24 protein-coding genes are annotated in these 26,598 nt (G+C 59.2%); 18 read left to right on the forward strand and 6 right to left on the reverse strand.

Translation table 11 applies throughout. The features are described from left to right. Window positions 1-6 precede the first annotated feature (6 nt). The 3 genes from carB (at window position 7) to PQV96_RS05605 (ending at window position 4,424) form a co-directional block, all read left to right on the forward strand. Window positions 7-3,273: a carbamoyl-phosphate synthase large subunit gene (gene carB / locus PQV96_RS05595; protein ID WP_207373266.1), complete on the forward strand. Its 3,267-nt coding sequence runs from the start codon at window positions 7-9 to the stop codon at window positions 3,271-3,273. Between the two features lie 193 nt (window positions 3,274-3,466). Then, window positions 3,467-3,943 (forward strand): transcription elongation factor GreA, encoded by a 477-nt coding sequence (gene greA / locus PQV96_RS05600; RefSeq protein ID WP_044396857.1) that lies wholly within the window; start codon window positions 3,467-3,469, stop codon window positions 3,941-3,943. Window positions 3,944-3,986: 43 nt separating this feature from the next. Further along, complete coding sequence (locus PQV96_RS05605; protein WP_273624789.1) at window positions 3,987-4,424, forward strand: DUF4149 domain-containing protein; 438 nt, start codon at window positions 3,987-3,989, stop codon at window positions 4,422-4,424. Between the two features lie 78 nt (window positions 4,425-4,502). Here PQV96_RS05605 and PQV96_RS05610 read toward each other — a convergent pair whose 3' ends face one another. Together PQV96_RS05610 and PQV96_RS05615 are read right to left on the reverse strand one after the other, a co-directional pair. Beyond that, window positions 4,503-5,252, reverse strand: a complete 750-nt coding sequence (locus PQV96_RS05610; RefSeq protein WP_066695193.1) for a glycosyltransferase — start codon at window positions 5,250-5,252, stop codon at window positions 4,503-4,505. Between the two features lie 4 nt (window positions 5,253-5,256). After that, a complete protein-coding gene (locus PQV96_RS05615; RefSeq protein WP_044396853.1) occupies window positions 5,257-5,730 on the reverse strand; it encodes a YhbY family RNA-binding protein in 474 nt (157 codons plus the stop codon). Window positions 5,731-5,762: 32 nt separating this feature from the next. Here PQV96_RS05615 and PQV96_RS05620 point away from each other — a divergent pair, with 32 nt between their 5' ends. From PQV96_RS05620 to glmM, 4 genes are all read left to right on the forward strand, one after another. Continuing rightward, window positions 5,763-6,425: an RlmE family RNA methyltransferase gene (locus PQV96_RS05620; protein WP_273624790.1), complete on the forward strand. Its 663-nt coding sequence runs from the start codon at window positions 5,763-5,765 to the stop codon at window positions 6,423-6,425. Window positions 6,426-6,648: 223 nt separating this feature from the next. Continuing rightward, on the forward strand, window positions 6,649-8,568 hold the full coding sequence (ftsH, locus tag PQV96_RS05625) for an ATP-dependent zinc metalloprotease FtsH (RefSeq protein ID WP_066695197.1): 1,920 nt from the start codon (window positions 6,649-6,651) through the stop codon (window positions 8,566-8,568). Between the two features lie 72 nt (window positions 8,569-8,640). Continuing rightward, on the forward strand, window positions 8,641-9,483 hold the full coding sequence (gene folP / locus PQV96_RS05630) for a dihydropteroate synthase (protein ID WP_207373264.1): 843 nt from the start codon (window positions 8,641-8,643) through the stop codon (window positions 9,481-9,483). 46 nt (window positions 9,484-9,529) lie between these two features. Further along, window positions 9,530-10,864, forward strand: coding sequence for a phosphoglucosamine mutase (gene glmM / locus PQV96_RS05635; RefSeq protein ID WP_207373301.1), 1,335 nt, complete (start codon window positions 9,530-9,532; stop codon window positions 10,862-10,864). A gap of 170 nt (window positions 10,865-11,034) precedes the next feature. Here glmM and PQV96_RS05640 read toward each other — a convergent pair. Next, window positions 11,035-11,789 (reverse strand): IS5 family transposase gene (locus PQV96_RS05640; RefSeq protein WP_207373263.1). Its coding sequence is split into 2 segments (ribosomal slippage): window positions 11,035-11,456 and window positions 11,456-11,789, totalling 756 coding nucleotides; the frame shifts between segments, so codons are not numbered across the junction. A 215-nt stretch (window positions 11,790-12,004) separates the two neighbouring features. On the opposite strand from PQV96_RS05640, the gene PQV96_RS05645 reads away from it, so the two are divergent. From PQV96_RS05645 to PQV96_RS05665, 5 genes are read left to right on the forward strand one after another with little or no spacing between them, the layout of a single operon-like run. Further along, the gene (locus tag PQV96_RS05645) at window positions 12,005-12,844 is read left to right on the forward strand and encodes a GNAT family N-acetyltransferase (RefSeq protein WP_273624791.1); all 840 of its coding nucleotides are present in this window, start codon (window positions 12,005-12,007) and stop codon (window positions 12,842-12,844) included. A 41-nt stretch (window positions 12,845-12,885) separates the two neighbouring features. Beyond that, the gene (locus PQV96_RS05650; protein ID WP_420482188.1) at window positions 12,886-13,722 is read left to right on the forward strand and encodes a UDP-2,3-diacylglucosamine diphosphatase; all 837 of its coding nucleotides are present in this window, start codon (window positions 12,886-12,888) and stop codon (window positions 13,720-13,722) included. Next, entirely contained in the window at window positions 13,719-14,804 is a 1,086-nt protein-coding gene (locus PQV96_RS05655) for a glycosyltransferase family 4 protein (RefSeq protein WP_273624793.1), read from the forward strand. Before PQV96_RS05650 ends, PQV96_RS05655 begins: the two co-directional genes overlap by 4 nt. Before the next feature lie 41 nt (window positions 14,805-14,845). After that, the gene (gene ppk1, locus PQV96_RS05660) at window positions 14,846-17,011 is read left to right on the forward strand and encodes a polyphosphate kinase 1 (protein ID WP_273624794.1); all 2,166 of its coding nucleotides are present in this window, start codon (window positions 14,846-14,848) and stop codon (window positions 17,009-17,011) included. 10 nt (window positions 17,012-17,021) lie between these two features. Further along, the gene (locus PQV96_RS05665; protein ID WP_273624795.1) at window positions 17,022-17,483 is read left to right on the forward strand and encodes a SixA phosphatase family protein; all 462 of its coding nucleotides are present in this window, start codon (window positions 17,022-17,024) and stop codon (window positions 17,481-17,483) included. A 122-nt stretch (window positions 17,484-17,605) separates the two neighbouring features. On the opposite strand, the gene PQV96_RS05670 is transcribed toward PQV96_RS05665, so the two are convergent. From PQV96_RS05670 to PQV96_RS05680, 3 genes are all read right to left on the reverse strand, one after another. Then, window positions 17,606-18,106 (reverse strand): hypothetical protein, encoded by a 501-nt coding sequence (locus tag PQV96_RS05670; protein ID WP_207373259.1) that lies wholly within the window; start codon window positions 18,104-18,106, stop codon window positions 17,606-17,608. A gap of 50 nt (window positions 18,107-18,156) precedes the next feature. Further along, window positions 18,157-19,635: a Ppx/GppA phosphatase family protein gene (locus PQV96_RS05675; protein ID WP_273624796.1), complete on the reverse strand. Its 1,479-nt coding sequence runs from the start codon at window positions 19,633-19,635 to the stop codon at window positions 18,157-18,159. Window positions 19,636-19,713: 78 nt separating this feature from the next. After that, window positions 19,714-20,877 carry an ABC transporter substrate-binding protein gene (locus PQV96_RS05680; protein WP_273625227.1) on the reverse strand — a complete coding sequence of 388 codons (1,164 nt, stop codon included), beginning with the start codon at window positions 20,875-20,877 and terminating at the stop codon, window positions 19,714-19,716. 363 nt (window positions 20,878-21,240) lie between these two features. Here PQV96_RS05680 and pstS point away from each other — a divergent pair, with 363 nt between their 5' ends. The 6 genes from pstS (at window position 21,241) to phoB (ending at window position 26,490) form a co-directional block, all read left to right on the forward strand. Continuing rightward, window positions 21,241-22,281, forward strand: a complete 1,041-nt coding sequence (gene pstS, locus PQV96_RS05685) for a phosphate ABC transporter substrate-binding protein PstS (protein ID WP_273624797.1) — start codon at window positions 21,241-21,243, stop codon at window positions 22,279-22,281. A gap of 166 nt (window positions 22,282-22,447) precedes the next feature. After that, window positions 22,448-23,374: a phosphate ABC transporter permease subunit PstC gene (gene pstC, locus PQV96_RS05690; RefSeq protein WP_244938975.1), complete on the forward strand. Its 927-nt coding sequence runs from the start codon at window positions 22,448-22,450 to the stop codon at window positions 23,372-23,374. Continuing rightward, window positions 23,371-24,252: a phosphate ABC transporter permease PstA gene (pstA, locus tag PQV96_RS05695; RefSeq protein ID WP_044396838.1), complete on the forward strand. Its 882-nt coding sequence runs from the start codon at window positions 23,371-23,373 to the stop codon at window positions 24,250-24,252. The genes pstC and pstA overlap by 4 nt, the downstream gene beginning before the upstream one ends. Window positions 24,253-24,267: 15 nt before the next feature. Beyond that, window positions 24,268-25,053 (forward strand): phosphate ABC transporter ATP-binding protein PstB, encoded by a 786-nt coding sequence (gene pstB, locus PQV96_RS05700; protein ID WP_066694838.1) that lies wholly within the window; start codon window positions 24,268-24,270, stop codon window positions 25,051-25,053. 9 nt (window positions 25,054-25,062) lie between these two features. Next, window positions 25,063-25,767, forward strand: a complete 705-nt coding sequence (phoU, locus tag PQV96_RS05705; RefSeq protein ID WP_273624798.1) for a phosphate signaling complex protein PhoU — start codon at window positions 25,063-25,065, stop codon at window positions 25,765-25,767. A gap of 15 nt (window positions 25,768-25,782) precedes the next feature. Beyond that, window positions 25,783-26,490 (forward strand): phosphate regulon transcriptional regulator PhoB, encoded by a 708-nt coding sequence (gene phoB / locus PQV96_RS05710; protein WP_273624799.1) that lies wholly within the window; start codon window positions 25,783-25,785, stop codon window positions 26,488-26,490. Window positions 26,491-26,598: the final 108 nt, after the last annotated feature.

Below are 26,598 nucleotides of genomic sequence, written 5' to 3' on the forward strand. Positions count from 1 at the left end.
CGCACCATGCCAAAACGTACCGACATAAAAAGCATTCTCATCATCGGCGCTGGCCCGATCATCATCGGCCAGGCCTGTGAGTTCGACTACTCCGGCGTGCAGGCCTGCAAGGCCCTGCGCGAAGAAGGCTACAAGGTCATTCTGATCAACAGCAACCCCGCGACGATCATGACCGACCCGGCCACGGCCGACGTCACCTACATCGAGCCCATCACCTGGCAGACGGTCGAGAAGATCATCGCCAAGGAACGCCCCGATGCCATCCTGCCTACCATGGGCGGCCAGACCGCGCTGAACTGCGCGCTGGACCTGTGGCGCAACGGCGTGCTCGACAAATACAAGGTCGAGCTGATCGGCGCCACGCCCGAAGCCATCGACAAGGCCGAAGACCGCCTGAAGTTCAAGGACGCCATGACCAAGATCGGTCTGGGCTCCGCCCGCTCGGGCATCGCCCACAGCATGGACGAAGCCTGGGCGGTGCAGAAGAACGTGGGCTTCCCCACGGTGATCCGCCCCAGCTTCACGCTGGGTGGCACCGGTGGCGGCATTGCCTACAACCCCGAAGAGTTCGAGACCATCTGCAAGCGCGGCCTGGAGGCCTCGCCCACCAACGAGCTGCTGATTGAGGAGTCGCTGCTTGGCTGGAAGGAGTACGAGATGGAAGTGGTCCGCGACAAGGCGGACAACTGCATCATCATCTGCTCCATCGAGAACCTGGATCCGATGGGCGTGCACACGGGCGACTCCATCACGGTGGCCCCCGCGCAGACGCTGACCGACAAGGAATACCAGATCATGCGCAACGCCTCTTTGGCGGTGCTGCGTGAAATTGGTGTGGATACCGGCGGCTCCAACGTGCAGTTCTCGGTGAACCCGAAGGACGGCCGCATGATCGTCATCGAGATGAACCCGCGCGTGTCGCGTTCGTCGGCGCTCGCTTCCAAGGCCACGGGTTTCCCGATTGCCAAGGTCGCGGCCAAGCTGGCCGTGGGCTACACGCTCGACGAGCTCAAGAACGAAATCACGGGCGGTGCCACGCCTGCGTCGTTCGAGCCTTCGATCGACTACGTGGTCACCAAGATCCCACGTTTTGCGTTCGAAAAATTCCCTACGGCCGACAGCCGCCTGACCACGCAGATGAAGTCCGTGGGCGAGGTCATGGCCATGGGCCGCACCTTCCAGGAATCCTTCCAGAAGGCCCTGCGCGGCCTGGAAGTGGGCGTGGACGGCATGAACGAGAAGACCCAGGACCGCGAGACGCTGGAAAAGGAACTGGGCGAGCCCGGCCCCGAGCGTATCTGGTACGTGGGCGACGCGTTTGCCATGGGTCTGTCGGTGGACGAGGTGCATGACCTCACCAAGATTGACAAGTGGTTCCTGGTGCAGATCGAGCAGATCGTGAAGATCGAACTCGATATCGACAAGCTCGTCGCCGAGAAGGGTGAGGGCGCCCTGGCTGCGCTGGACGCTGCCACGTTGCTCACCCTCAAGCAAAAGGGCTTCTCGGATCGCCGCTTGGCCAAGCTGCTCAAGACCACCGAAAAAGCGGTACGTGAAGCACGCCGTGCACACCAAGTACGCCCTGTGTACAAGCGCGTGGACACCTGTGCCGCAGAGTTCGCCACCAACACGGCATACCTGTACTCGACCTACGAGGCTGCGCCTTACGGTGCCGCTGCGGAATGCGAAGCCGCACCCACCGGCAACAAGAAGATCATGGTGCTGGGCGGTGGCCCGAACCGCATCGGTCAGGGCATCGAGTTCGATTACTGCTGCGTGCATGCCGCGCTTGCCATGCGCGAAGACGGCTATGAAACCATCATGGTCAACTGCAACCCCGAGACCGTGTCCACCGACTACGACACCTCCGACCGCCTGTATTTCGAGCCCGTCACGCTCGAAGACGTGCTGGAGATCGTGGACAAGGAAAAGCCGGTCGGCGTGATTGTGCAGTATGGCGGCCAGACGCCGCTCAAGCTTGCTTTGGGGCTCGAAGCCGAAGGCGTACCAATCATCGGCACCACGCCCGACATGATTGACGCCGCCGAAGACCGCGAGCGCTTCCAGAAGCTGTTGCACGACCTGGGTCTGAAGCAGCCACCGAACGCCACGGCCCGCACCGAAGCCGAAGCCTTGGAAAAGGCAGCCGCTTTGGGCTACCCCCTCGTGGTGCGCCCCAGCTACGTGCTGGGTGGCCGTGCGATGGAAATCGTGCATGAGCAGCGCGACCTGGAGCGCTACATGCGCGAAGCCGTCAAGGTAAGCAACGATTCGCCCGTGCTGCTGGACCGCTTCCTGTCCAACGCCATCGAGTGCGATGTGGACTGTGTGCGCGACTCGGCCGGCGTCACCTTTATCGGTGGCGTGATGGAGCACATCGAGCAAGCTGGTGTGCACTCGGGCGACTCCGCCTGCTCGCTGCCCCCGTACTACCTGTCGCAGCCGACCATCGACGAGATCAAGCGCCAGACTGCGGCGATGGCGGCCGGCCTGAATGTGGTGGGCCTGATGAACGTGCAGTTCGCTATCCAGGAAGTGGACGGCAAGGACGTGATCTACGTGCTGGAAGTGAACCCCCGCGCCTCGCGCACGGTGCCGTTCGTTTCCAAGGCTACGGGCATCCAGTTGGCCAAGGTGGCGGCACGCTGCATGGCCGGCCAAACCCTGGCTTCGCAAGGCATCACCAAGGAAGTCACACCGCCTTATTTCAGCGTGAAGGAAGCCGTGTTCCCCTTCGTCAAGTTCCCTGGCGTGGACACCATCCTCGGCCCCGAGATGAAGTCCACCGGCGAAGTGATGGGCGTGGGCAAAACCTTTGGCGAAGCCTTCGTGAAGAGTCAGCTGGGCGCGGGCACCAAGCTGCCCACCTCGGGTAAGGTGTTCCTCACGGTGAAGAACAGCGACAAGCCACGCGCGGTGGACATCGCCCGCCACTTGGTGGCCCTGGGCTTTGAACTGGTGGCCACGAAGGGTACAGCAGCCGCGATTGCCGAGGCTGGCGTGCCTGTGGCAGTGGTGAACAAGGTGACCGAAGGCCGTCCGCACATCGTGGACATGATCAAGAACAACGAGATTGTCATGGTCATCAACACGGTGGAAGAGCGTCGCAATGCGATTGCGGATTCGCGCGCGATCCGTACCTCTTCGCTGCTGGCCCGTGTGACCACCTTCACCACCATTTTTGGTGCCGAGGCGGCTGTCGAGGGCATGAAGTACCTGGACAAGCTCGACGTGTATTCGGTGCAGGAACTGCACGCCCAGCTGGCAGCCTGACCGGGTTTTCGCGGTGGCTTTTGCCGCCGCAAACACGGCATAATCGCCGCTGAACAAACACCGCCGCGCGGCAACGTGCGGCGGTTTCCTTTTTAGGGTCGTCCATGTCTACAGGCTGTTGGGCCTTGCGGGCAGAACCTATTGCTGCAGCCCTTTGAATTGGGCTGCATTCGACTTATGGAGAGTGACAAGAATGGCCACCATTCCAATTACCAAGCGCGGCGCTGAAAAGCTCAAGGAAGAGCTGCACCGCCTCAAGACCATCGAGCGTCCTGCCGTGATCACGGCCATTGCCGAAGCCCGTGCGCAAGGCGATTTGAGCGAAAACGCCGACTACGATGCCGCCAAGGATCGCCAAGGCTTCATTGAAGGCCGCATCCAGGAGATTGAAGGCAAGCTCTCGGTCGCCCAGGTGATCGACCCCAGTGCCGTGGATGGCGGCGGCAAGGTGGTGTTTGGTGCCACGGTCGAGCTGGAGGATGAAGATACGGGCGACCTGGTGAAGTACCAGATCGTTGGGGAAGACGAGGCGGATCTGAAGCAGGGTCTCATCAACATTTCCAGCCCCATTGCCCGCGCGTTGATCGGCAAGGAAGAGGGTGACACCGCTGAAGTGCAGGCGCCCGGCGGTATCCGCCGCTACGAGGTCGTCGCGGTCAGCTACGTGTGAGGCCAGGGCTGTGACAGGGCGCCTTTCATTCCTTGCTGCCGCCTTGTGGTGGGGGAGCCTCACCACGGTGGGGCTGCTGGTGGTGCCCATGTTGTTTGCACACCTGCCCACGCCCGCCATGGCGGGAACCATGGCTGCCAAGCTGTTTGCGGCGCAGACCTGGGTGTCTGTCTGCTGCGCCTTGCTCCTGTTACTGCTTTCAAGACCAAAAGGGGCTGTAGCGCTCTATCCATGGGCGCAAGCAGCTATGCTTTTCATAGTGGCCGGCATGCTGCTCGCCTTGGTGTCCCAATACGGCGTGGCTCCCCGCATCGTGGCGAGGCAGGATTTGCGACTTTGGCACACCGTGGGTTCGGTGCTGTATGGCTTGCAGTGGGTGTGTGCTTTGGTGGTGCTACTGAAGATGCGACTGCTGGGTGCGGTATCGCATGACAGTGCAGCGCTGCCGTCGGGCAGCCCCGATGACCCGGCAGATGTTTGAAGACAGCTTTGGCCAAGTCAGCTTGGTTCCATAAAAAAACCGCCGTTCAGGCGGTTTTTTTTGGTGAGTTTCATCAACTCATTCTTTCCAGTGCTCTGCAACCCAGGTGGCTGGCTTGATGTAGCGGAACCTGCGGTTGCGTCGCCCTGCCAGTGCGTCAGGCGGGTTGCATTCACCATGAAAGATCACGATGCGCGCATCGGGTGGCACAAACGGCGCCTTCCAATAGTTGGTGGGCCAGGCAGGAATGCCGTGGTATTTGAAGCTGGGGCACCAGCTTGCGGGCCAGTACTGCAGCTTGCCTTGCTTGTGCAAAAAGTCCGACAGGTAGGCCTGCTCGTTGCGGAACTTCTGGCGAATTTCGGCAAAGTGGCCGCGAAAGTATTCAAGCACGTCGGGGTGCGCGCCCAATTCAAAACGGTACACCGACGAATTGCCGGTAATGCGCCATGGGCGCTTGTAATCGTGAATGATCAGGAACTCGCCCGGCTGGGTAAAAAAGTCATCCAGGCTTCCGGTGACGACCACGTCCACGTCCAGGAACAAGGCGGTGCCTCGCAGGCCGTAAAGGTCGGCGCTGAAGGTGACGAGTTTGGTCCAGCCACGCTCTGGAATGCCGGGGGGCAAATCCAGAGGAGGAATGGGCTTGCATTCCACTTCGCTGCGAATGCCGCTGGCATCATCGGTCAGGCATACAAACCGAAAGTCGCCGCTTAGGTGGCGGCGTACCATGGCGTACAGCCGGTTGACGTATTCGGGGCCGTACTTCTTGCCCCACTTCATGCAGATGATGTGGCGCTCGTGACCCGCTTGTCCGTGTCCTGGCATGGGGTCAGTCGGCTTGGCGCTTTTTGATGGACTTTTGCTTGGGCTTTGCGCGCTTGATCTGCCCGCCGGACGTCAGGCGCTGGTTGCCCAGCACGCGCAGCTGCTTGATTTCAGGGCGCTGACCGCCACGTTTGCTGAACTTGAGCACCTTCACATCGCGGGGGCCGGGCATGCGGTCTTCGTCCACGGTGCGTTCCTTGGGAGGAATGGGGCGCCAAAACACCAGCAACTTGCCGATGTGCTGGATGGGGGCGGCGTTGAGTTCCGCAGCCAGTTCCTGGTACATCAGTTCGCGGGCGGCGCGGTCATCACCAAACACGCGAACCTTGATCAAACCATGCGCATTCAGGGCTGCATCGATTTCTTTTTTGACCGCAGGGGTCAGGCCATCTCCACCGACAAGGACCACAGGGTCCAGATGGTGGGCATTGGCGCGGTGTTCCCGGCGCTCTGCGGGAGTCAATTGAATTTGGGGCATGGCCGTATTATCGAGGCAGGAAGAAAAATGCAATGAAAGTAAAAACCCAAAGCAAGAAGGTCAACAAGGCATGGCTCAACGACCATGTCAACGACACCTATGTCAAATTGGCCCAGAAAGAGGGTTACCGTGCCCGTGCAGCCTACAAACTCAAGGAAATTGACGAGCAGCTTGGCCTGATCAAACCCGGTTACACCGTGGTCGATCTGGGCTCCACCCCCGGGGCCTGGAGTCAATATGTGCGCCGCCGCTTGTCCCCCTCAGGTGCAGCGGCAGGGCAACTCAATGGGTGCATTATTTCGCTGGATATCTTGCCCATGGAGCCCATCGAAGGCGTCACGTTTCTGAACGGCGATTTTCGTGAGCCCGAAGTGCTGGAGCGGCTGGAGCAGGCGCTGGCCGGGCGCGTGGTGGATGTGGTGGTGTCTGACATGGCCCCTAATCTGTCCGGCATCGAGTCGGCAGACGCGGCGCGCATTGCGCATCTGGTGGAGCTGGCGGTGGATTTTGCCTGTGCCCACCTCAAGCCCGATGGCGCATTGGTGGTGAAGCTGTTTCATGGCAGTGGGTACAGCGATCTGGTGAACTTGTTCAAGCAGACCTTCAAGGCGGTGAAGCCCTTGAAGCCGAAAGCATCGCGGGATAAATCCTCCGAAACTTTCTTGGTGGGCATGGGGCTCAAAGCCAAGTCATAGCATTTGGTGCATTTCCGGTCTCGGAGCATGGGCTTGGGAACAAAATCGAGCTCCAACTTGCCTCAGGTCAATTCAGGACGCAGACTTCACCCAATTTCCACACGGCGCCCATGGGTCCAGGGGGGGATAAACAGGTGGCAGCGCCTTGAAAGACCTAAAATCACCCAAAGCTACTGCCGTACTGGCAACTGGCCATTCTTCTCCCTTGTAATTGGAGTTCCGCTTGAACAATCAGTGGTTTTCGAAATTTGCCGTGTGGCTGGTCATCGCCATGGTGTTGTTCACGGTATTCAAACAGTTTGATACCCGAGGCAGCGCCGGTGCGACGACGGTGGGCTATTCCGAATTTCTGGATGAAGTTCGCAATAACCGCATCAAGAGCGCCGTCATCCCGGAGGGACTGAGCGGCGGCGAAATCATCGCCACCACCACCGATGATCGAAAGATCCGCACCAATGCTTCCGTGCTGGATCGCGGGCTTGTGGGTGATCTCATTGAGCACAAGGTCAAGTTTGACGTGAAGCCTCGCGAAGAGGGTTCCCTCTTGATGACGTTGCTGGTCAGCTGGGGGCCAATGCTGTTGTTGATCGGCGTATGGATCTACTTCATGCGCCAGATGCAGGGCGGTGGCAAGGGTGGTGCTTTCAGCTTTGGCAAGAGCAAAGCCCGTATGCTGGACGAGAACACCAATCAGGTCACGTTTGCCGATGTGGCTGGCTGCGACGAGGCGAAGGAAGAGGTCAAAGAAGTGGTGGACTTCTTGAAAGACCCGCAAAAATTCCAAAAGCTGGGCGGTCGTATTCCACGCGGTTTGCTGCTGGTGGGCCCTCCTGGTACCGGTAAGACTTTGCTTGCCAAGTCCATCGCTGGTGAAGCCAAAGTGCCGTTCTTCAGTATCTCGGGCTCTGATTTCGTGGAAATGTTCGTCGGTGTGGGTGCTGCCCGCGTACGCGACATGTTCGAAAACGCCAAGAAAAATGCGCCCTGCATCATCTTCATCGATGAAATCGATGCCGTAGGTCGCCAGCGTGGCGCGGGTCTGGGTGGTGGCAATGACGAGCGTGAGCAGACTCTGAACCAGATGCTGGTCGAGATGGACGGTTTTGAAACCAACCTCGGCGTGATCGTCGTGGCTGCGACCAACCGCCCCGATATTCTCGATGCCGCGTTGCTGCGCCCAGGTCGTTTTGATCGCCAGGTCTATGTCACGCTGCCTGATATTCGGGGCCGTGAGCAGATCTTGAACGTGCACATGCGCAAGATTCCAGTGGGCCAAGATGTGGCGCCTGCCATCATCGCCCGCGGCACTCCCGGTATGAGCGGTGCCGATTTGGCCAACCTCTGCAACGAAGCGGCCCTCATGGCTGCGCGTCGCAATGCGCGCACGGTGGAAATGCAGGACTTTGAAAAGGCCAAGGACAAGATCCTCATGGGACCAGAGCGCAAGAGCATGGTCATGCCAGAGGAAGAGCGCCGTAACACGGCTTACCACGAAGCGGGCCACGCGCTGATCGGCAAGCTGCTGCCCAAGTGCGACCCCGTGCACAAGGTCACCATCATTCCCCGTGGTCGCGCGCTGGGCGTGACGATGAGCCTGCCAGCCCAGGACCGCTACAGCTATGACCGCGAGTACATGCTCAACCAGATCAGCATGCTGTTTGGTGGTCGTATCGCCGAAGAAGTGTTCATGAACCAGATGACCACTGGTGCCAGTAACGACTTCGAGCGAGCCACCCACATCGCGCGTGACATGGTGACCCGTTACGGTATGACGGAAGCGCTGGGCCCCATGGTCTATGCCGAGAACGAAGGCGAAGTGTTTCTGGGCCGCTCGGTGACCAAGACCACCAGCATGAGCGAGCAGACCATGGAAAAGGTGGACAGCGAGGTGCGTCGCATCATTGACGAGCAATACAACCTTGCCCGTCGTCTCATTGAAGAGCACAGCGACAAGATGCATGCTATGGCCAAGGCCCTGTTGGATTGGGAAACCATCGACAGCGAACAACTGGATGACATCATGGCAGGCAAAGAACCGCGTCCCCCGAAGGACTGGACTCCCCGCACTCCCTCCTCGGGCGGTGATGGGTCTGGAGGCGGCACTCCTGCTGTAGCGACAGACACGGCACCCACCGTAGCCTGACGGGCTACTGATTCCAAGAACGGGGCTTTTGCCCCGTTTCTTTTTTGGTTGTTACATCACAGTCGTGAACGCATGAACTGGCAAACTTCCCGCTTCTCCATTGCTCTGGATCGCCCCTTGGTCATGGGGATTGTCAACGCGACGCCTGACTCTTTTTCGGACGGGGGGCGTTACGCACATTCCGCTCGGGCGTTGCAGCATTGCGAGCAATTGATCAAGGACGGCGCCGATATCTTGGATATTGGAGGCGAGTCCACGCGACCCGGCAGTCCAGCAGTGGGTTTGGAAGAAGAGTTGGCGCGGGTATTGCCTGTGGTGCGCGGTGCTGTATCGATGGGTGTTCCCGTTTCCGTTGATACCTACAAGCCCGAGGTGATGCAGGCGGTGCTTGACCTGGGCGCCGACATCATCAACGACATCTGGGCGCTGCGTCAGCCGGGTGCACAGGCGGTCGTGGCTTCGCACCCTGCCTGCGGTGTCTGCCTGATGCACATGCACCGCGATCCCCAAACCATGCAAGCCTCGCCCATGGATGGCGATATTGTTCTTCAGGTGAAGCGCTTCCTGCGGGACTCTGCGGAGTCACTGTGCGCGATGGGCGTACAGCCAAGTCGCATCGTGCTGGATCCTGGAGTGGGTTTCGGTAAAACAGTGGAGCAAAACTTCTCGCTGCTGGCACATCAGGCGGAGTTTTTGGTTGACGGTTACCCCTTGCTGGCCGGGTGGTCGCGCAAATCGTCGTTGGGCGCCGTGACTGGCCTGGAGGTTGATCAGAGAATGGTGCCCAGCGTTGCCGCAGCCCTGCTGGCGGTCGAGCGTGGCGCGCACATTGTTCGCGTGCATGATGTCCGGGAGACTGTCGCTGCCCTGTCTGTATGGACGGCCGCGCGTCCGTCAGCGAGTTTGGCGAGGTGAGGGGAATGCATTGCACAATGCCTTCAAGCACAAGGAAAGCAAAAAAATGACACGCAAGTATTTCGGCACTGACGGTATTCGTGGAACGGTGGGCCAGTACCCCATCACCCCAGATTTTGTATTGCGGCTCGCCCACGCTGTGGGCCGTGTACTGCGCCGCACGGAAGAGCGCCCAACGGTGCTCATCGGAAAAGACACCCGTATTTCTGGCTACATGCTGGAAAGTGCTTTGGAGTCTGGATTCAACTCCGCTGGCGTGGACGTCGTGTTGCTGGGGCCGTTGCCGACCCCTGGAGTTGCTTACTTGACGCGTGCGCAGCGTGCGAGCCTAGGTGTGGTTATCAGTGCCAGCCACAACGCCTATCCCGACAACGGTATCAAATTCTTTAGCGCCCAAGGCACCAAGTTGCCCGACGCCTGGGAACTGGACGTAGAGGCTGCGCTGGATGAGGCGCCTGTGTGGGCAGATTCTTCCAGCCTGGGCAAAGCGCGCCGACTGGACGATGCAGCAGGGCGATATATCGAGTTCTGCAAAAGCACGTTTCCTCAAGACCTCACCCTCAAGGGTCTCAAAATTGTGGTGGATGCCGCGCATGGCGCCGCGTACCAAGTGGCTCCCAAGGTGTTCCACGAGTTGGGTGCCGAGGTGATCTCCATCGGCTGTGCACCCGATGGCTTGAACATCAACCACGAAGTCGGTGCAACCCACCCTGATGCACTCGTACGCTCCGTGCGCGCGAATCATGCAGATTACGGTGTGGCACTGGACGGCGATGCGGATCGGCTGCAGATGGTGGACGCAACGGGGCGGCTTTACAACGGTGACGAACTGCTCTACCTGATGGCTGCTGACCGTATGGGGCGTGACGAGCACGTGCCAGGGGTTGTCGGTACATTGATGACGAACATGGCGGTTGAGGTCGCGTTAAAGCAGCGTGGCGTTCGTCTGGAACGAGCCAAGGTGGGTGACCGCTACGTTTTGGAAAAATTGGCTAAACACCGTTGGATTCTGGGCGGCGAAGGCTCGGGTCATTTGCTGGCGCTGGACAAGCACACCACCGGAGACGGCTTGGTGAGTGCTTTGCAGGTACTGCAGGCCTGCGTTCGTAGCGGCAGCAGCCTGCCCCAGCTTTTGCGGGAGGTTGTCCTTTTTCCGCAAGTGCTTCTTAACGTTCGACTTTTGCCTGGGCAGGACTGGAAGAGCAACCCATTGTTATCCGCTGCCATTCGCGAAGTGGAAAACGAATTGGGCGAATCAGGGCGGGTTCTGATTCGTGCCAGTGGAACCGAGCCCCTGCTGCGCGTAATGGTTGAGGCGCGTGATGCGGACCAGGCCAACCGTTGCGCCCAGAAACTCGCCGATGCGGCGAAGGCTGGGTGAGTGAGCTGGACTGGGACACGCAATGGGCGTACGCTGCTGGAGGTTTGGACATGGCGGCTGCGCTCTCAAAGCAAGTCGTGACCATATACCGCTAACGCAGTATTGCAATGCTTCAGGGATGACCACCGACCGCATGAAAATTCTCTTCTTGCTGTAGGGGCTGTTGAGAATCACCGAGAGTTGATAACCCCAGCCGCGAGATAGATCATCGCTGCGAAGCTGGTATCCGTCTTGTCGCTACGCATGGCGATGCGCTTGAACTCCTTGAGCTTGCAAAAGAAGTTCTCGATCAAGTGGCGCCATTTGTAGACCTCCAGGTCAATCTCCAGTGGCGCTCTCCTGCGGGGCATCTGTGAGATCACCACCTGCGCCCCGCGCTTACCCAACTCCTGGATCAGCCAGTTCACATCGAAGGCCTTGTCGGCAAGCAAGGCATCAAAGCGCACATCGGCAAGCAGCTCTCTGACCCCTTTGGTGTCGTGGCGCTGCCCTGGCATCAAGACGAACTTCACCAGATTGCCCAATGCATCCGTCAGCGCCAGTATCTTCGTGGTCATGCCGCCCCTCGAGTGGCCTATGGCCTGGCCCGAAGTCCCCCTTTTGCCCCCTGGCCGTGCCGGTGCACTTTCACAATCGTGGCATCCACCATCGCATATTCCATGTCTGGCTGCTCGCTCACTGCATCGAACAGACGTTGGAACACATCGGCCTTAACCCAGTCTCTAAAGCGTTTGAACACCGTGTTCCACTTGCCGAACTCTGGCGGCAGGTCTCGCCAGGGGCTGCCTGTGCGGGCAATCCACAGCACTGCCTCAACGAAGCGGCGGTTGTCGGTGCCGCTGCGCCCCGGATCACTTGGCTTGCCAAGGCAGTGCGGCTCCATCTTGGCCCATTGCTCGTCTGTCAGTACCCATCGAATGCTCATGCTCCTATTGCATCACATCCATTCACGCCTCTCAGATTGATTCTCAACAGACCCTAGTCGGCAGCTTCGCTCCTGCTCGCAGTTCAGTCTGTCATCATTCCGCCTCGATATTGCAACAGCGATGTCACGAGGCTCTTTCACACTCAAGTTTAGACATGTCAGGTTGGTACTCCAGCCTGGCTTCAGATTCTCGGGTTGAACGAAGGAGCCTACTCATGCAAGAGCCCTCACTCAAAGGCTTATTGTCTATTTCAGATACAGCCACCAGTGGCTCCGTTGCTTCCTCTGGATCCAGTAGTGCCACATGGGGTATTGCAAAACCGGCGTCTGCAGGTATCCAGGTCCGGTGGGCCCGTCACCTTGATGAGGTGAGGCAGGCCCAAAAGTTGCGTTTTGAGGTCTTCGGACTGGAAATGGGCGCCCGGTTGTCCACCACTGTCCCGGGGCATGACGTCGATTTGTTCGATGACTTTTGCGAGCACCTGCTGGTGCTCGACGAAGCCAGCCAGGCGGTGATTGGCACCTATCGCGTCTTGACTCCAGCGCAGGCCCAGCGGGTGGGCAGTACCTATAGCGACACCGAGTTTGATCTGACACGCTTGCGCAGTCTGCGTTCCCGGATGGTGGAGCTTGGGCGTAGCTGTGTGCATCCAGACCATCGCCATGGGGGTGTCATCATGGCTTTGTGGGGTGCGCTGGCTGACTTTATGGTCCGCAACCAACTGGACACCATGATTGGGTGCGCCAGCATTCCCATGCTGCACAACGGTGTGGTCAGCGGGGATGTGGCCGCTAGCATCTGGCACCAATTACGCCAAACCCATCTGGCCCCCATCGAATACCACGTTCGGCCTCGCCTGCCGCTGCCGGTGGAGCGGCTTGACAGCTCCATTGCCACAGAACCTCCCGCATTGATCAAAGGGTACTTGCGCCTGGGCGCTCGTGTGCTGGGAGCTCCTGCCTGGGACCCCGATTTCAACACCGCCGATTTGCCCATGCTCATGCGCTTGGGCGATCTGCATCCCCGGTATCGCAAGCACTTTCTGGGTGCTTGATGCGTGCGCCCTGGGATTTGCTGGGTGGCTGGGATTCGGGTATGGCATTTCGGCTGCACCAGCTCCCGGACGAGTCGAGCAAAGAGTGCGAAACGGGTCCCCGATATCGGGCCGTGTTCATCTCAGACTTGCATCTGGGAACGCCCGGCTGTCAGGCGGCAGCATTGCTGGAGTTTTTGCGCCACCACACTTGTGATTCTCTGTACTTGGTAGGAGATATTGTGGATGGCTGGCAGCTGCGGCGTCGCTGGTTTTGGCCGCAGTTGCACAACGATGTCGTACAAAAGTTGCTCAGGCAAGCCAGAAAAGGCTGTCGCATCGTATTTGTGCCCGGAAACCACGACGAGTTTGCGCGTGCGTTCGAGGGGCACTCCTTTGGGGGCATCCAGGTGGTCAACGAAGCCGTACACACCACTGCCGATGGGCGCAGCCTGTGGGTCATCCATGGCGATTATTTCGACGGGGTAATCCAGTGCGCGAAGTGGCTGGCCTATCTCGGTGACAACCTTTACGAGTTTTCTCTCAAGCTCAACCGTTATCTCAATAGCTTGCGAGCAAGGGCGGGCTTACCTTATTGGTCCTTGTCTGCGTACCTCAAAGGCAAGGTAAAGAAGGCGTTGAACTACGTGACTGATTTTGAGGAAGCCGTTGCTGCCGAAGCGCTTCGCCGAGGTCACCAGGGGGTCGTTTGCGGCCATATTCACCGCGCGGAGATGCGCGAAATTGGCGGTGTGCTCTATTGCAATGATGGCGACTGGGTCGAGAGCTGTACGGCTTTGGTCGAGCACCGTGATGGACGCCTGGAGTTGGTGCATTGGCATCAGCACCTCGCGGCCGGATTCACAGCCCCTGTGGGGCAAGAAGGGGTGTCGGCATGAAAATCGCCCTGGTCACAGACGCATGGATGCCCCAGGTCAACGGCGTGGTGACCACGCTGGTGGAGTTGGTGCGGCAGCTAGAGCAGCGTGGGCATGAGGTGCGGGTCATTCATCCGGGTCTCTTTCGTACGCGCCCCTGCCCAGGCTACGCGGGAATTGATCTTGCCGTGCGACCTTTCAAAAAATTGGCCATGCAATTGGAGCAGTGGCACCCTGATGCCATCCACCTGGCCACAGAAGGCCCCTTGGGGTGGGCCGGGCGCAAGTACTGTATACGCAACGGGCTTTCGTTCACCACGGCTTTCCACACCCGATTCCCCGAAATTTTGCACGCTGCTTTGCGGATTCCGCTTGCCTGGGGCTATGCGTTATTTCGACATTTTCACCGTCCGTCTGCAGGGGTTATGGTTCCCACACGGGAGGTACTGAACATGTTGGCGCGGCGCGGCTTTCGCCACTTGCGTTCATGGACGCATGGGGTAGATACCCAGTTGTTTCCTTTTGAGCCAGCTACCAAGGTGTCTACGCTGACTGGCCCGCTCGCACATCCAGTCTGTTTGTATGTTGGGCGGGTTTCGTACGAAAAGAACATTGAAGCTTTTTTGCAAATGGAGACGCCCGGTACGAAGGTGGTGTGTGGTGTGGGGCCACTTGAAGCTGGGTTGCGTGCCCGTTACCCCCACGTGCGGTGGCTGGGAATTCTTGATCGGACAGCGCTGGCTGAGGTGTACGCGAGCGCCGATGTCTTTGTCTTTCCGAGTCGGTCTGAAACCTTCGGCTTGGTGATGCTGGAGGCCATGGCCTGCGGAACGCCTGTGGCAGCTTTTCCCGTAGAAGGGCCCAGGGAAGTCCTTGGCGCTCACGAAGGCGCCAAACCCCAGGGTGGGGTGTTAGACGAAGACCTGCTTCAAGCATGTCAACAAGCGCTGCGAGTACCGCGCCATGAAGCCCGTCAGCGTGCCATGCATTTCACCTGGGAGACTGCGGCAGAGCAGTTTTTGGATCATCTCGTGCCAGCAAATGGCTTTGTGACACCTAAAAAATTCGTCACAAAACCTGTCACACCTTTGTCATCTGAATAGCCTATCCTGCACTGGATTGACTGCTTCCGATTACTTTCGCCATGCTTCCTCTGCCTTTGGACAAGCCTTTGAATCAACCCGGACACACAGGTGAGGTAGAGGCAGGGGTGTCGCGCGGTGGAGGTATACCAGCGGCAAGCCGTAAAACTTCCGATCTTTTGCATGTGCTCTTGGATCGGGATCAGAGCATTCTGGCGTTCAATGAACGTGTCTTCGATTGGGCAGCGCGTGCCGACGTACCGCTTTTGGAACGGCTGCGTTATCTGTGCATAGTTTCATCCAACTTGGATGAGTTTTTTGAGGTGCGGGTGGCCCCGCATGTCACGGCGGCCAAGACCGGTGACACCAAAGGCATCTACAGCCCGGCTTCTCTGGAGTCGCTTTCGGCAGCTGTTCACCAACTGGTCATGCGTCAATATGCGCTGTACAACGATGTATTGAGCCCGTCGTTTGCGGCCCAGGGAATTCGCATCGTTCCCCACGGGGAGCGCAGCGCAGTGCAGCGGCGGTGGGTGCAGGAGTACTTTCAAAAAGAGGTGCGTCCTCTGCTGATTCCGGTGGGGCTGGATCCCGCCCATCCCTTCCCGCAGGTTGCCAACAAGTCCTTGAATTTCATCGTGCGCCTGCGAGGCCCTGATGCTTTTGGGCGCGAGAACGAGGTCGCCATTGTGAAAGTGCCTCGCTCCCTGCCGCGGCTGGTTCGTCTGCCTGACAAGGTGACACCGACTGGCATGTGCTTTGTCAGTCTGTCCAGCATCGTGCGCGCCCATCTGGATGATCTGTTCCCTGGACGTGAGGTGACCGAGTTTTCACAGTTCCGTGTGACCCGTCATTCAGACATGGCGCTGGACGAAGAAGACGTGCGCAACCTGCGAACCGCTTTGCGGCAAGGGCTGCAGCAGCGGCACTACGGTCAGGCCGTGCGCCTGGAAGTGTCGGCAGGCTGCTCCGCCTTTCTGTCAGACTTTTTGCTAGAGCAATTTGCGCTGCCACCAGCTACTCTGTTTCGCGTCCCTGGGCCTGTCAATTTGGTGCGACTGAGTCAGCTGGTGGATTTGGTCAACGATCCGGCATTGCTGTTTCCGCCCTGGAGCGCCTCATGGCCTCGCCAATTGCAATCGGGTGTGTCGATTCTGGAGCAATTGCGTCAGCGGGACGTGCTTATCCACCAGCCCTTCGAGAGCTTTGATGGGGTGTTAGCCTTCCTTCGCGAGGCGGTGAACGACCCCCATGTGCTGGTGATCAAGCAGACTATCTACAGAACGGGTGCTGATTCCGAACTGATGGAGTTGCTGGCGGAAGCGGTGCGCAGGGGCAAGGAAGTCATGGCGGTGGTGGAGCTCAAGGCGCGTTTTGACGAGGAAGCCAACATCAACTGGGCAGAGGCTTTGGAGTCGGTGGGCGCCCAGGTGGTCTACGGTGTTGTCGGGTTGAAGACGCACGCCAAGATGCTGCTGGTGACCCGCCGCGAGGGCAACCGTTTGCGCAGGTATGGGCACCTGTCTACCGGCAACTACAACGTGCGCACGGCGCGTCTGTATACGGACCTGAGCTTCTTGACTGCCGATGAGGAAATCACTGCGGACATGGATGGTGTCTTCAGCCATCTGGCCAGTCAGAACCGTCCGCCCAAGTTGCGCCAGCTGATCTTGGCGCCTTTTCATCTGCAGCGGCGCATGCTGGAGAAAATTGACCAAGTGGCCCAGGCTGCCAGCCGTGGCGAGGATGCGCGCATAGTCGTCAAGATGAACGCCTTGACGGACGAGGCCTTGATCCGTGCTTTGGTGAAGGCGGGGCAATGCGGGGTCCGCATTGATCTCATTGTGCGGGGGGCCTGCATGCTGGCGGCCCAGGTTCCGGGCCTGACCGACAACATCCGCGTGCGATCTGTCATTGGCCGTTTTCTTGAACACACCCGGGTGTTCTATTTCAGGGTGGCTCAGCAAGAAGACCTGTACCTTTCGAGTGCTGACTGGATGAACCGCAACATGATGCGGCGGGTGGAACTGGCGTGGCCTGTCAACGATCCAGCCTTGCGCCAGCAGATCATTGACGAGTGTTTGGTGGCCTATTTGCACGATGACCGCGATGCCTGGACACAGGCTGCCAACGGTGTTTACCAACGGGCGCCACATCCAACGACAGGGCGCGGGGCGCAGAACGCACTGATGGGGCGCTACGGCCCTGCAGCGTCTGCTGCAGCATGAAGGAGCGCGAATGGATCTGATTTTGTGGCGCCATGCCGAAGCTGAAGAGTTGAGTGAGGGAATGGATGACCTGACCCGTGCGTTGACACCTCGCGGTGAAAAGCAGGCGGCGAAGGTGGCGGCTTGGCTGGATCGGCAGTTGCCAGAAGGCCTGAGGGTCATTGCAAGCCCTGCACGCCGTACGGAGCAAACCGCGGCCGCACTAGGCCGTAAATTCAAAATGCGTGCAGAACTGTTGCCAGGTGGCACCGCGCAAGACCTGCTCGATCTGACCCAATGGCCCAACGCCCGGAGCTCAATTCTCGTTGTGGGCCATCAGCCTATGCTCGGGCAGGTGATTGCGCAGTTGCTGGGCATGCAAGCGCCAGAATGCGCTGTGCGAAAGGGGGCGGTGTGGTGGCTGCGCCAGCGGCAGCGCCTGGAGCAGAGCCAGACCGTGCTGATGACAGTGCAGTCGCCAGAGTATCTTTGAGTGCAAAGGGCCTGGAAAGACCTCGAAGGCCGGTGAGTCCTCTTTTTCGCCCAACGCCCGTCAGTGCGTGAACAGGACTGGAGTGCCGGGCCAGCTTCTTAACTGGCCCAGTCCAGCCCTTGTTACTTCGAGCGCGCTTTGGATGGCGCCTTGGCTTTGGCGGGGGCCTTGCCAGGCTTGACTTGCGCTGTGGCCTCTGGTTCTTTGGTAGGGCGACCGGTCTTGATGGATGGCACAGACTCCAGTGCGGTAAACAGCGCTGTGTCTGAAAGGCCTGCCAGCAGCTTCAGTCCAGCGCGAAGCAGTTCGCTTTTTTTGACGGGGCGGGAAAGACGCACTGCGCGCTCTTTCAAAGCATCGATGACCGCGTATTCGTCTTTGGGAATGGTGAAGCTGTCCCGCACTAGCTTGGGCTTCTTGGCTTTCACATCTTTGGCGGGGCTTGGCTTGGGGGTAACCGCAGGCTTCTTGACGGCAGTCACTTTGCTGCCTTCTGCCTTGACCACCTTGGGTGTCGTCGTGGTCAGTGGAGTGCTCTTGGGCTTGGCAGCAGCGACGGGCTTTGCCGCCTTGACGGGCTCCTTGTCAGCAACAGTTGGCGTTGTAGCGGGTGCAGTGGTCATTAGGTTCTCCTTAAACGGTATAAACAGTTTATACCGTTTAAAGCTTCGCATCAATCAGCCTGCACGCGCAGCTCCCACGGCGTTTTTTGCCAGGCCACCATTTCTTCCTGCAACAAATGCGCTGACTGCGGGAATGCCTGGGGCCATCGCGAAGGTATCTTCAGGGTGAAGGTCCCTGGCTCCATGCGCAACTGCATCTCTGTGATGTCGGGCGCGCGCCTGGCGTGGCACAGCGCTACTGCCAGTCGCAGGCAGATCAATTGCAAAGCAAAGGAGGCGTCCGAAAGATCTGCTTCCAGCTTGCGCACCTTGCCGCGCTGCCCCAGCACCAGGATGCCCAAACGGTGCAGTTCCGGCAAGGCAAAGCCTGCCGCATCGGTGTTGTCCAGTATGTAAGCGCCGTGCCGGTGGTAGTCGCTGTGCGAAATACGACACCCCACTTCGTGGAGCTTGGCTGCCCACTCCAGTTTTCTTTCGGCCCTTTCGCTGTCTGGGGCGGCGGCTTGCCTGAACAGCGCGCAGGCCGTGGCTGCCACGCGCTCGGCATGGGCGGTATCTACTGCGAATCTCTGCATGAGCGCATTCACGGTGGCGGTGCGCAGGTCTGTTTCCGGTTGCTCGCGATCCAGCAAGTCGTAGAGTGCGCCTTGGCGCAATGCTCCTTGAGCCACTTGCATTTCTTCGATTTCGAGCAAATCAAACACGGCGCGGAGCACACTAATACCCCCTCCAATCACCGCACGTCGATCTTCTTTCAGCCCCTCCATGCGCACGCGGTCGGCACTTTGGGCGCGCAGGAGCTTTTCTTGCAGAGCATTCAACCCCGCTCGGGTGATCAGTCCCTTGGGGCCACCCATGGCCGTCAGGATGTCCCCAACCGCACCTGCTGTGCCCGAAGATCCGTAAGCAACCTCCCAGGCATCTCTCTGGAAAACGGAAAGTGCTTCGTCCATTACCGCCTTGGCAGCAATTTCTGCAGCCAGGAAGGCCTGCGGCGTGAATGCTCCGTCAGGAAAATACCGCGAAGACCATGCCACGCTACCCACCCGGTAGGATGCAACGGCATTGGCTGAGAACTGCTGTCCCAGAATGAACTCCGTGGAGCGTCCCCCGATGTCCACCACCAGACGGCGCTCGTCAGACTGGGGCAGCATGTGGGCCACCCCTTGGTAGATCAGGCGTGCTTCCTCCACACCCGAAACCACATCAATCGGGTAGCCCAGAAGGGCGCTGCCGCGTGTCAAAAATTCCTCGCGATTGCGTGCTTCGCGCAGGGTTTGCGTGGCCACGGCGCGGACGTGCTCGCGGGGAAAACCTGCCAGTCGCTCCGCGAACCTTGCGAGGCATGCCCATCCACGCTCCATGGCGTCTTGCGTCAGGTTGCGGTTTTCATCCAGTCCGTTGCCCTGGCGAACGGTTTCCTTGAGGTATTCCACACGTTGTATGTGACCGTGCTCGAAGCGGCCAATTTCCAGGCGAAAGCTGTTGGATCCAAGATCCACAGCGGCGAGCAGTGTTCCGTTTTGCATGGGGTGGCGCAGTGCGCGAAGTCTCTCTGGCGTTGATGTCAGCCAGCATAGCACCTGGGTCGTACGAGCGTCCCTGGCTCAGCCTACGATGCGGCCGTCAGACGACAGCATGCTTTGGGTGACAAATGCCGCCGAGCGTTTTTTGTCTTGGTAAGGGGGTATCCACCCGCCCACATTGAGTGCTTTACGTTGCTGCAAGGCAGCCAGAACATTCGCCCTGGTAAGAGGTGCTGTCATTTGTTGCAGCACCTCCGCCGTGTACCGCGCTGCAATGAAACCTGCCAAGCCTTGGGGCGAGGGGGGTTCGTCGTACAACTTGGCCAGTGCTTCGCGGTAGGCGCGTACCACGGGCAGGCTGGCCGAGACCAGAGGAACGGCTTGTGTGGCGATGATTGACACCCGCTTTGGCAGGTTGCCCATCTGCGCCAGCACCTGCAGATTGACGTCGGCCAGCGCAATCACGTAACACTGCCGCCCTGCTGGCAATTTCAGTTGCCCCACAAAAGCATGCAGTTCTGGGGTCCCTCCGACAAAGAGCACGATGGGCTGCGTCAGTTGAGCTGCGCTGTGGACGCGCTGGACCTTGACAGACTGCTCCTGTGCCGCCTGCCGAACGGCTGCCTGCGCCAGGGCTGTATCCTGGCCTGTCGCATAGGCCACGCCCAGTTCTGGTACGCCCATGGAGGCCAGAGACTTCAATGCATGGGTGATTTGGGCCCGCAGGTCGGCAAAGACATCGAAAACAGTGTCTGTCGATTTTTCCTCCACGGCCTGGTGCAACCAGGGGGCAACCAAGGGCAGGGGGGAGGCGGTTTCGCTCGCGAGTTGATAGCGTGCCAACGTCTGCGTTGCTGCGTTACCCACGCAGCCCGACAAGGCAACGCATGAGGCTTGCTGGTGTGCCGTTTTCCATGCCGATTGCAGTTGGGCTGTGGTGCCGTCGGTTTCTAGCACCAGATGCTGCACGGGCTTGCCCTGTACCCCGCCTCGGGCATTGAGGTCCACCCACGCGGCACGCGAACCCGTCAGAAAGTCACGACTGATGTCCTGCTGGGTGGCCGACATATCCACCACCTGCGCCACGGTAATACTGCGGGTGCTATCGCTTTGGCTCCAGGCACTGCTGCCAAAAGTGGTGGTTCCTATCGCTAAAGTGCTGCGCAGCCAGTCTCGTCGTCCCCAAAGGGGTGCGCGGGTGCCTGCGTCTTTTCCCTTGGGTGCGGGGGTGTTCCGGTTGTTCAAGGTTTTTTGCGATGCAGTGTTCTGCGCGACGGCGCGAGGAAGAGGGTGCTCAACGTGGGGCATGGGGTGGCGTGCTTTGGAAGAGCCGAAGGAGGGTTGGGGGGGCACAACGCCTTCCGCTGCGGGAGGGCTTGGCTATAGGCGGCAGGTTAGTGAGGCTTTGTGTCAGTAGCGTGACGCCTGCCGGCTGTGGAAGAGGGCTGACGGTGCTCGGTTGGATAGGATGCAAGCTTTCGAAGGAGGGGGCTGCAGGGCAATATGCGGCAGCGAAAGTTTGTGACATCCATTTTTTGTGTCACAACACTGTCATAGAGCGCTCCTAGAGTACGGATATCCCAACTTACCTACTCTAGAGGTTTATCCATGAAACTGTCCGCGATTCGAGTTCTGGTTGCCGGTGTGGTTGCTGCAGGTGCTTTTTCCAGCGCATTCGCGCAACAAGAGGCAACAGGCGCGGGAGCCAGCTTTCCTGCCCCTCTGTATTCCAAGTGGGCTTCTGATTACAACAAGGCCACCGGTGTGAAGATCAACTACCAATCGGTGGGCTCTGGCGCTGGTCTGCGTCAAATCGAGGCGAAGACAGTGGATTTTGGTGCCTCTGACGCTCCTTTGAAGGACGAAGACCTGAACAAGAAGGGCCTGGTTCAGTTCCCTACGGTGATCGGTGGTGTTGTGCCCGTGGTCAACATCAAGGGCATTGCTCCTGGTCAGATCAAGCTCAGCGGCCAAGTGCTGGGTGACATTTACCTGGGCAAGATCAGCAACTGGAGTGATCCTGCTATCAAGGCGCTCAACCCTGGCGTGGCTCTGCCAGACGCTTCGATCGCTCCGGTTCGCCGCGCTGACGGCTCCGGCACCAGCTTCATCTTCACGAACTACCTGAGCAAGGTAAACGCTGAGTGGAAGTCCAAAGTGGGTGAGGGCACGGCTGTGAACTGGCCTACCGGCGCGGGTGGCAAGGGCAACGAAGGCGTGGCTGCATTTGTGGGCCGTCTGCCCAACTCCATTGGCTATGTGGAGTACGCATACGTCAAGCAGAACAAGATGACTTACGTGCAGATGCAAAATGCTGAAGGCCAGTTTGTTTCGCCTGATGACTCCGCATTCAAGGCTGCCGCTGCGGGCGCTGATTGGGCCAAGAGCTTCTATCAGATCCTGACCAACCAGCCTGGCAAGGAATCGTGGCCCATCACTGGTGCTACGTTCATTCTGATGCAGAAGTCACAAGAAAAGCCTGTGCAAGCCGCTACATCGTTGAAGTTCTTTGAATGGGCTTACAAGACAGGTGACAAGACCGCTTCTGACCTGGACTATGTGCCCATGCCTGACAGCGTGAAGGAAACCATACTGAAGTCTTGGGCAGCTATCCAGGATACTTCCGGCAAGGCTATCGCTTACAAGTGATCTGTGCGGGCTGGCTGGGCATTGAGCCCAGCCAGTCCCTTGATTGCGTTCATAGAAGGCTCTCAACGTGTCCACTATCTTGCCGGTCCCGCAAACCCCCCCGTCTCAGGCGGAACGTGGTACTCAACGGACCACTCCACCTCGCCCACGTCCTCTGATTTCTGGCATGCTGGCCGACCGCATTTTTGGCTGGTTGGCCCGTGGCGCTGCCGTGCTGACCCTGTTGCTGCTGATTGGCATTCTTGTCTCGTTGGTGCTTGGGGCCTGGCCATCGATTGAAAAATATGGTCTGAGCTTTTTGACCCGAAGCGTCTGGGACCCCGTACAAAATGAGTACGGCGGCCTGGTGATGATTTACGGCACCCTGGCCACCTCGGCCATTGCTTTGCTGATTGCGGTGCCGGTGAGTTTCGGTATCGCGCTTTTCTTGACAGAACTCTCGCCCGCCTGGCTCAAGCGCCCCCTGGGCACGGCCATTGAATTGCTGGCGGCGGTGCCCTCCATCGTGTATGGCATGTGGGGGCTCATGGTGTTTGGCCCGATTTTGGCGCGCTTTGTCCAGCAGCCATTGCAAGCCGCTTTCAGCGGCATTCCGTATTTGGGTGCCTTTGTCTCTGGTCCACCTGTGGGTATCGGCATTTTGTCGGCCGGCATCATTCTGGCCATCATGATCATCCCCTTCATTGCGTCGGTGATGCGTGATGTGTTCGAGGTCACGCCTGCGCTTCTCAAAGAATCTGCCTACGGTCTGGGTGCGACCACCTGGGAAGTGGTGTGGAAGGTGGTGCTTCCCTTCACCAAGACTGGCGTGCTCGGCGGCATCATGCTGGGGCTGGGGCGCGCATTGGGTGAGACCATGGCCGTGACGTTCGTCATCGGCAATATGAACCAGCTCGATTCCTTGTCTGTGTTTGAAGCCGCCAACAGCATCACGTCGGCGCTGGCCAATGAGTTTGCGGAAGCTGGCGAGGGCCTCCACCAAGCCTCGCTCATTTACTTGGGTCTGGTTCTTTTCTTCATCACCTTTGTGGTGCTGTCTTTGTCAAAGTTGTTGCTCTCGCAGCTCAAGAAGGGTGAAGGGGCACGCTCATGAGTACTTCTCAACGTCTGATTTCTGCGGCAGAGCTGTCGCAAACGCGCTTGGCTCGCTATAACAGCCGCAAGCGTGTCAACCAGATCGCCTTGACCTTGTCGCTGGCCGCCATGCTGTTCGGCGTGTTCTGGCTGGTGTGGATTTTGTGGGAGACGATTCGCCTGGGTCTGGGTGGCCTGAGCGTGGCGCTGTTCACGCAGATGACGCCGCCGCCCAATGAGGTCGGCGGTATCTCCAATGCGATCTTCGGCTCCGTGGTCATGGTGTTGCTGGCCACATTCGTGGGCACGCCCATCGGCATCATGGCCGGCATCTACTTGGCTGAATACGAGTCGCGCAGCTGGCTGGCGGCCACGACCCGGTTTGTGAACGACATTCTGCTGTCTGCTCCCAGTATCGTGATCGGTCTGTTCGTCTACGCCGTGGTGGTAGCCCGTTTCAAGAGCTTCTCAGGCTACGCAGGCGTTCTCGCCTTGGCGCTGATCGTGATTCCGGTGGTCATCCGCACCACCGAGAACATGCTGTTGCTGGTGCCTGCCAGCCTGCGCGAAGCGGCTTACGCCCTGGGCACACCCAAGTGGCGCGTTATCACCATGGTCACTTTGCGTGCCGCACGCGCTGGCGTGATCACTGGGGTGTTGCTGGCTGTGGCACGTATTGCGGGCGAGACAGCGCCTTTGCTGTTTACTGCCCTCAACAACCAGTTCTGGAATGCTGACCTGTCCAAACCCATGGCCAGCTTGCCGGTCACGATTTTTAAATTTGCGATGAGCCCGTATGAGAACTGGCAGGAGCTGGCATGGGCCGGCGTGTTCCTGATCACGGTTGCGGTTCTCGGTCTCAACATACTGGCGCGCGTCTTGACCCGCCAGAAATAAACAAGGAAGACATTCATGCCCTCCACCATCCAAGCATCCGCTCCTGCCAACGCCAAGATCACGGTTCGTGATCTGAATTTCTATTACGGCAAGTTCCACGCCCTCAAGGGCATCAACCTGGACATCCCCGAAAACAAGGTCACGGCTTTCATCGGTCCATCAGGCTGCGGCAAGTCCACCTTGCTGCGTACGTTCAACCGCATGTTCGAGCTGTACCCCGAGCAGCGCGCTGAAGGCCAGATCGTGCTGGACGGCGAAAACCTGCTCACCAGCAAGCAAGACGTAGCTTTGGTTCGCGCCAAGGTGGGCATGGTGTTTCAGAAGCCCACGCCGTTCCCCATGTCCATCTACGACAACATTGCCTTTGGTGTGAAGCTGTTCGAAAGCCTCAACGCCACCGACATGGATGACCGCGTGGAGTGGGCCCTGCGCAAGGCGGCGCTGTGGAATGAAGTGAAGGACAAGCTCAACCAGAGCGGCTCCAGCCTCTCGGGCGGCCAACAGCAGCGCCTGTGCATTGCGCGCGGCATTGCCATCAAGCCCGAAGTGTTGCTGCTCGACGAGCCTTGCTCGGCGCTGGACCCGATCTCTACCGCCAAGGTGGAAGAGCTGATTGCCGAGCTGAAGAACGACTACACCGTGGTCATCGTGACGCACAACATGCAGCAAGCAGCCCGTTGCAGTGACTACACCGCCTATATGTACCTGGGCGATCTGGTGGAGTTTGGAGAAACAGAGCAGATGTTCTTCAAGCCCCAGCGCAAGGAAACCGAAGACTACATCACCGGCCGTTTCGGCTGAGGAGACACCATGCCAGAAAAACATCTCTCCACCCAGTTTGACAGCGAGCTCAACAGCGTTTCTTCCCGCGTGATGGAGCTGGGCGGCCTGGTGGAGTCGCAAATTCGCCAGGCGATTTACGCCTTGTCCCAATTCAGCATGGAAGCCGTGGAGCAAGTGGCCTCCATAGAGCAGCGTGTGAACGCGATGGAAGTGGAGATCGACCACGAACTCTCCTCCATCATTGCCCGCCGTCAGCCCACTGCGCGCGATCTGCGTTTGCTGATTGCCTTCTCCAAGGCCACGGCCAACCTGGAGCGCATGGGCGACGAGGCGCACAAGATGGCCCGCATGGTCAAGTCCATCATCGAAAGCGGTGCAGCCCGTTCGTTGCCCTCCAGCGACCTGCGCATGGCAGGTGATCTTGCCTCCGGCCTGCTGCGCAAGGCACTCGATGCCTTTGCTCGCCTCGACACCAAGGCGGCGCTGGACATCCTGAAAGAAGACGACCTCATTGACAAGGAGTTCGACGGGTTTGTGCGCAAGCTGGTCACTTACATGATGGAAGACCCCCGCACCATCTCGGCCAGCCTGGACCTGCTCTTTTTGGCCAAGGCCATTGAGCGCATCGGTGACCACTCGAAAAATGTGGCCGAACTCATCATTTATCTGGTCAAGGGCAAGGACGTGCGCCACGTCGCGATGAACGATATTGAATCGGCTGTGCTGCAGTAAGGGAAGGGCAGAGCCATGAAGAAAATGCCCCGGGTCTTGATCGTTGAGGATGAACCTGCGATTGCCGAGTTGATTGCCGTGAACCTGCGGCACAACGGGTTCCAGCCCATCTGGTCAGAAGATGGCGAATCGGCCCAGCGTGAGCTGGACGCCGTGCTGCCCGACGTCATCCTGCTGGACTGGATGCTGCCCGGCCAAAGCGGGCTGCAGCTGGCCCGCAAGTGGCGTGCTGACAGCCGCCTCAAGCCCATTCCCATCCTGATGCTCACCGCGCGCGGTGATGAGCCCGACAAGGTGGCCGGGCTCGATGCGGGTGCGGACGACTACATCACCAAGCCGTTTTCCACGCAGGAATTGCTCGCCCGCATCCGCGCGGTGTTGCGCCGCCGTGCGCCTGAGCAGGTCAACGACAGTATGACGATTGGTGAGCTGGTGCTGGATGCGGCCACCTACCGCGTGACTTACCAGGGACAGCCCCTCAAGGTGGGCCCCACGGAGTTCAAACTGCTGCACTTTCTGATGAAGCACTCCGAGCGTGTGCACAGCCGTTCGCAGTTGCTCGACAAGGTGTGGGGCGACCACGTTTTCATTGAAGAGCGCACGGTGGACGTTCACGTCAAGCGTCTGCGCGAGGCCCTGGGTGCCGCAGGGGCCATGGTGGAGACCGTGCGGGGCGCGGGTTATCGTTTGACCGCCCAACCCCAGGCGTTATTGCGCGCCTGAGCAGGCCCAGCGGCCTTTGTTGGGGTGCTTCATCACCACGGTTGGGCGCATGGCTTGCCAGGGGCATGGCCTCTCGGCGCGGTGGTGCTTGCGGGCCTGAGTATTGGA

This window comes from Acidovorax temperans, assembly GCF_028596105.1.
GTDB lineage: Bacteria > Pseudomonadota > Gammaproteobacteria > Burkholderiales > Burkholderiaceae_C > Acidovorax > Acidovorax temperans.

Bases quoted from the DNA above. Each gene is read 5' to 3' on its own strand.
- ppk1 (WP_273624794.1), top strand. From the start codon at position 14,846: ATGCTTCCTCTGCCTTTGGACAAGCCTTTGAATCAACCCGGACACACA.
- phoB (WP_273624799.1), top strand. From the start codon at position 25,783: ATGAAGAAAATGCCCCGGGTCTTGATCGTTGAGGATGAACCTGCGATT.
- PQV96_RS05610 (WP_066695193.1), bottom strand. From the start codon at position 5,252: ATGCCAGGACACGGACAAGCGGGTCACGAGCGCCACATCATCTGCATG.
- PQV96_RS05655 (WP_273624793.1), top strand. From the start codon at position 13,719: ATGAAAATCGCCCTGGTCACAGACGCATGGATGCCCCAGGTCAACGGC.
- pstS (WP_273624797.1), top strand. From the start codon at position 21,241: ATGAAACTGTCCGCGATTCGAGTTCTGGTTGCCGGTGTGGTTGCTGCA.
- PQV96_RS05670 (WP_207373259.1), bottom strand. From the start codon at position 18,106: ATGACCACTGCACCCGCTACAACGCCAACTGTTGCTGACAAGGAGCCC.
- phoU (WP_273624798.1), top strand. From the start codon at position 25,063: ATGCCAGAAAAACATCTCTCCACCCAGTTTGACAGCGAGCTCAACAGC.
- PQV96_RS05665 (WP_273624795.1), top strand. From the start codon at position 17,022: ATGGATCTGATTTTGTGGCGCCATGCCGAAGCTGAAGAGTTGAGTGAG.
- pstA (WP_044396838.1), top strand. From the start codon at position 23,371: ATGAGTACTTCTCAACGTCTGATTTCTGCGGCAGAGCTGTCGCAAACG.
- carB (WP_207373266.1), top strand. From the start codon at position 7: ATGCCAAAACGTACCGACATAAAAAGCATTCTCATCATCGGCGCTGGC.
- glmM (WP_207373301.1), top strand. From the start codon at position 9,530: ATGACACGCAAGTATTTCGGCACTGACGGTATTCGTGGAACGGTGGGC.
- greA (WP_044396857.1), top strand. From the start codon at position 3,467: ATGGCCACCATTCCAATTACCAAGCGCGGCGCTGAAAAGCTCAAGGAA.
- PQV96_RS05645 (WP_273624791.1), top strand. From the start codon at position 12,005: ATGCAAGAGCCCTCACTCAAAGGCTTATTGTCTATTTCAGATACAGCC.
- pstC (WP_244938975.1), top strand. From the start codon at position 22,448: ATGCTGGCCGACCGCATTTTTGGCTGGTTGGCCCGTGGCGCTGCCGTG.
- PQV96_RS05675 (WP_273624796.1), bottom strand. From the start codon at position 19,635: ATGCAAAACGGAACACTGCTCGCCGCTGTGGATCTTGGATCCAACAGC.
- folP (WP_207373264.1), top strand. From the start codon at position 8,641: ATGAACTGGCAAACTTCCCGCTTCTCCATTGCTCTGGATCGCCCCTTG.
- pstB (WP_066694838.1), top strand. From the start codon at position 24,268: ATGCCCTCCACCATCCAAGCATCCGCTCCTGCCAACGCCAAGATCACG.
- PQV96_RS05615 (WP_044396853.1), bottom strand. From the start codon at position 5,730: ATGCCCCAAATTCAATTGACTCCCGCAGAGCGCCGGGAACACCGCGCC.
- PQV96_RS05620 (WP_273624790.1), top strand. From the start codon at position 5,763: ATGAAAGTAAAAACCCAAAGCAAGAAGGTCAACAAGGCATGGCTCAAC.
- PQV96_RS05650 (WP_420482188.1), top strand. From the start codon at position 12,886: ATGGCATTTCGGCTGCACCAGCTCCCGGACGAGTCGAGCAAAGAGTGC.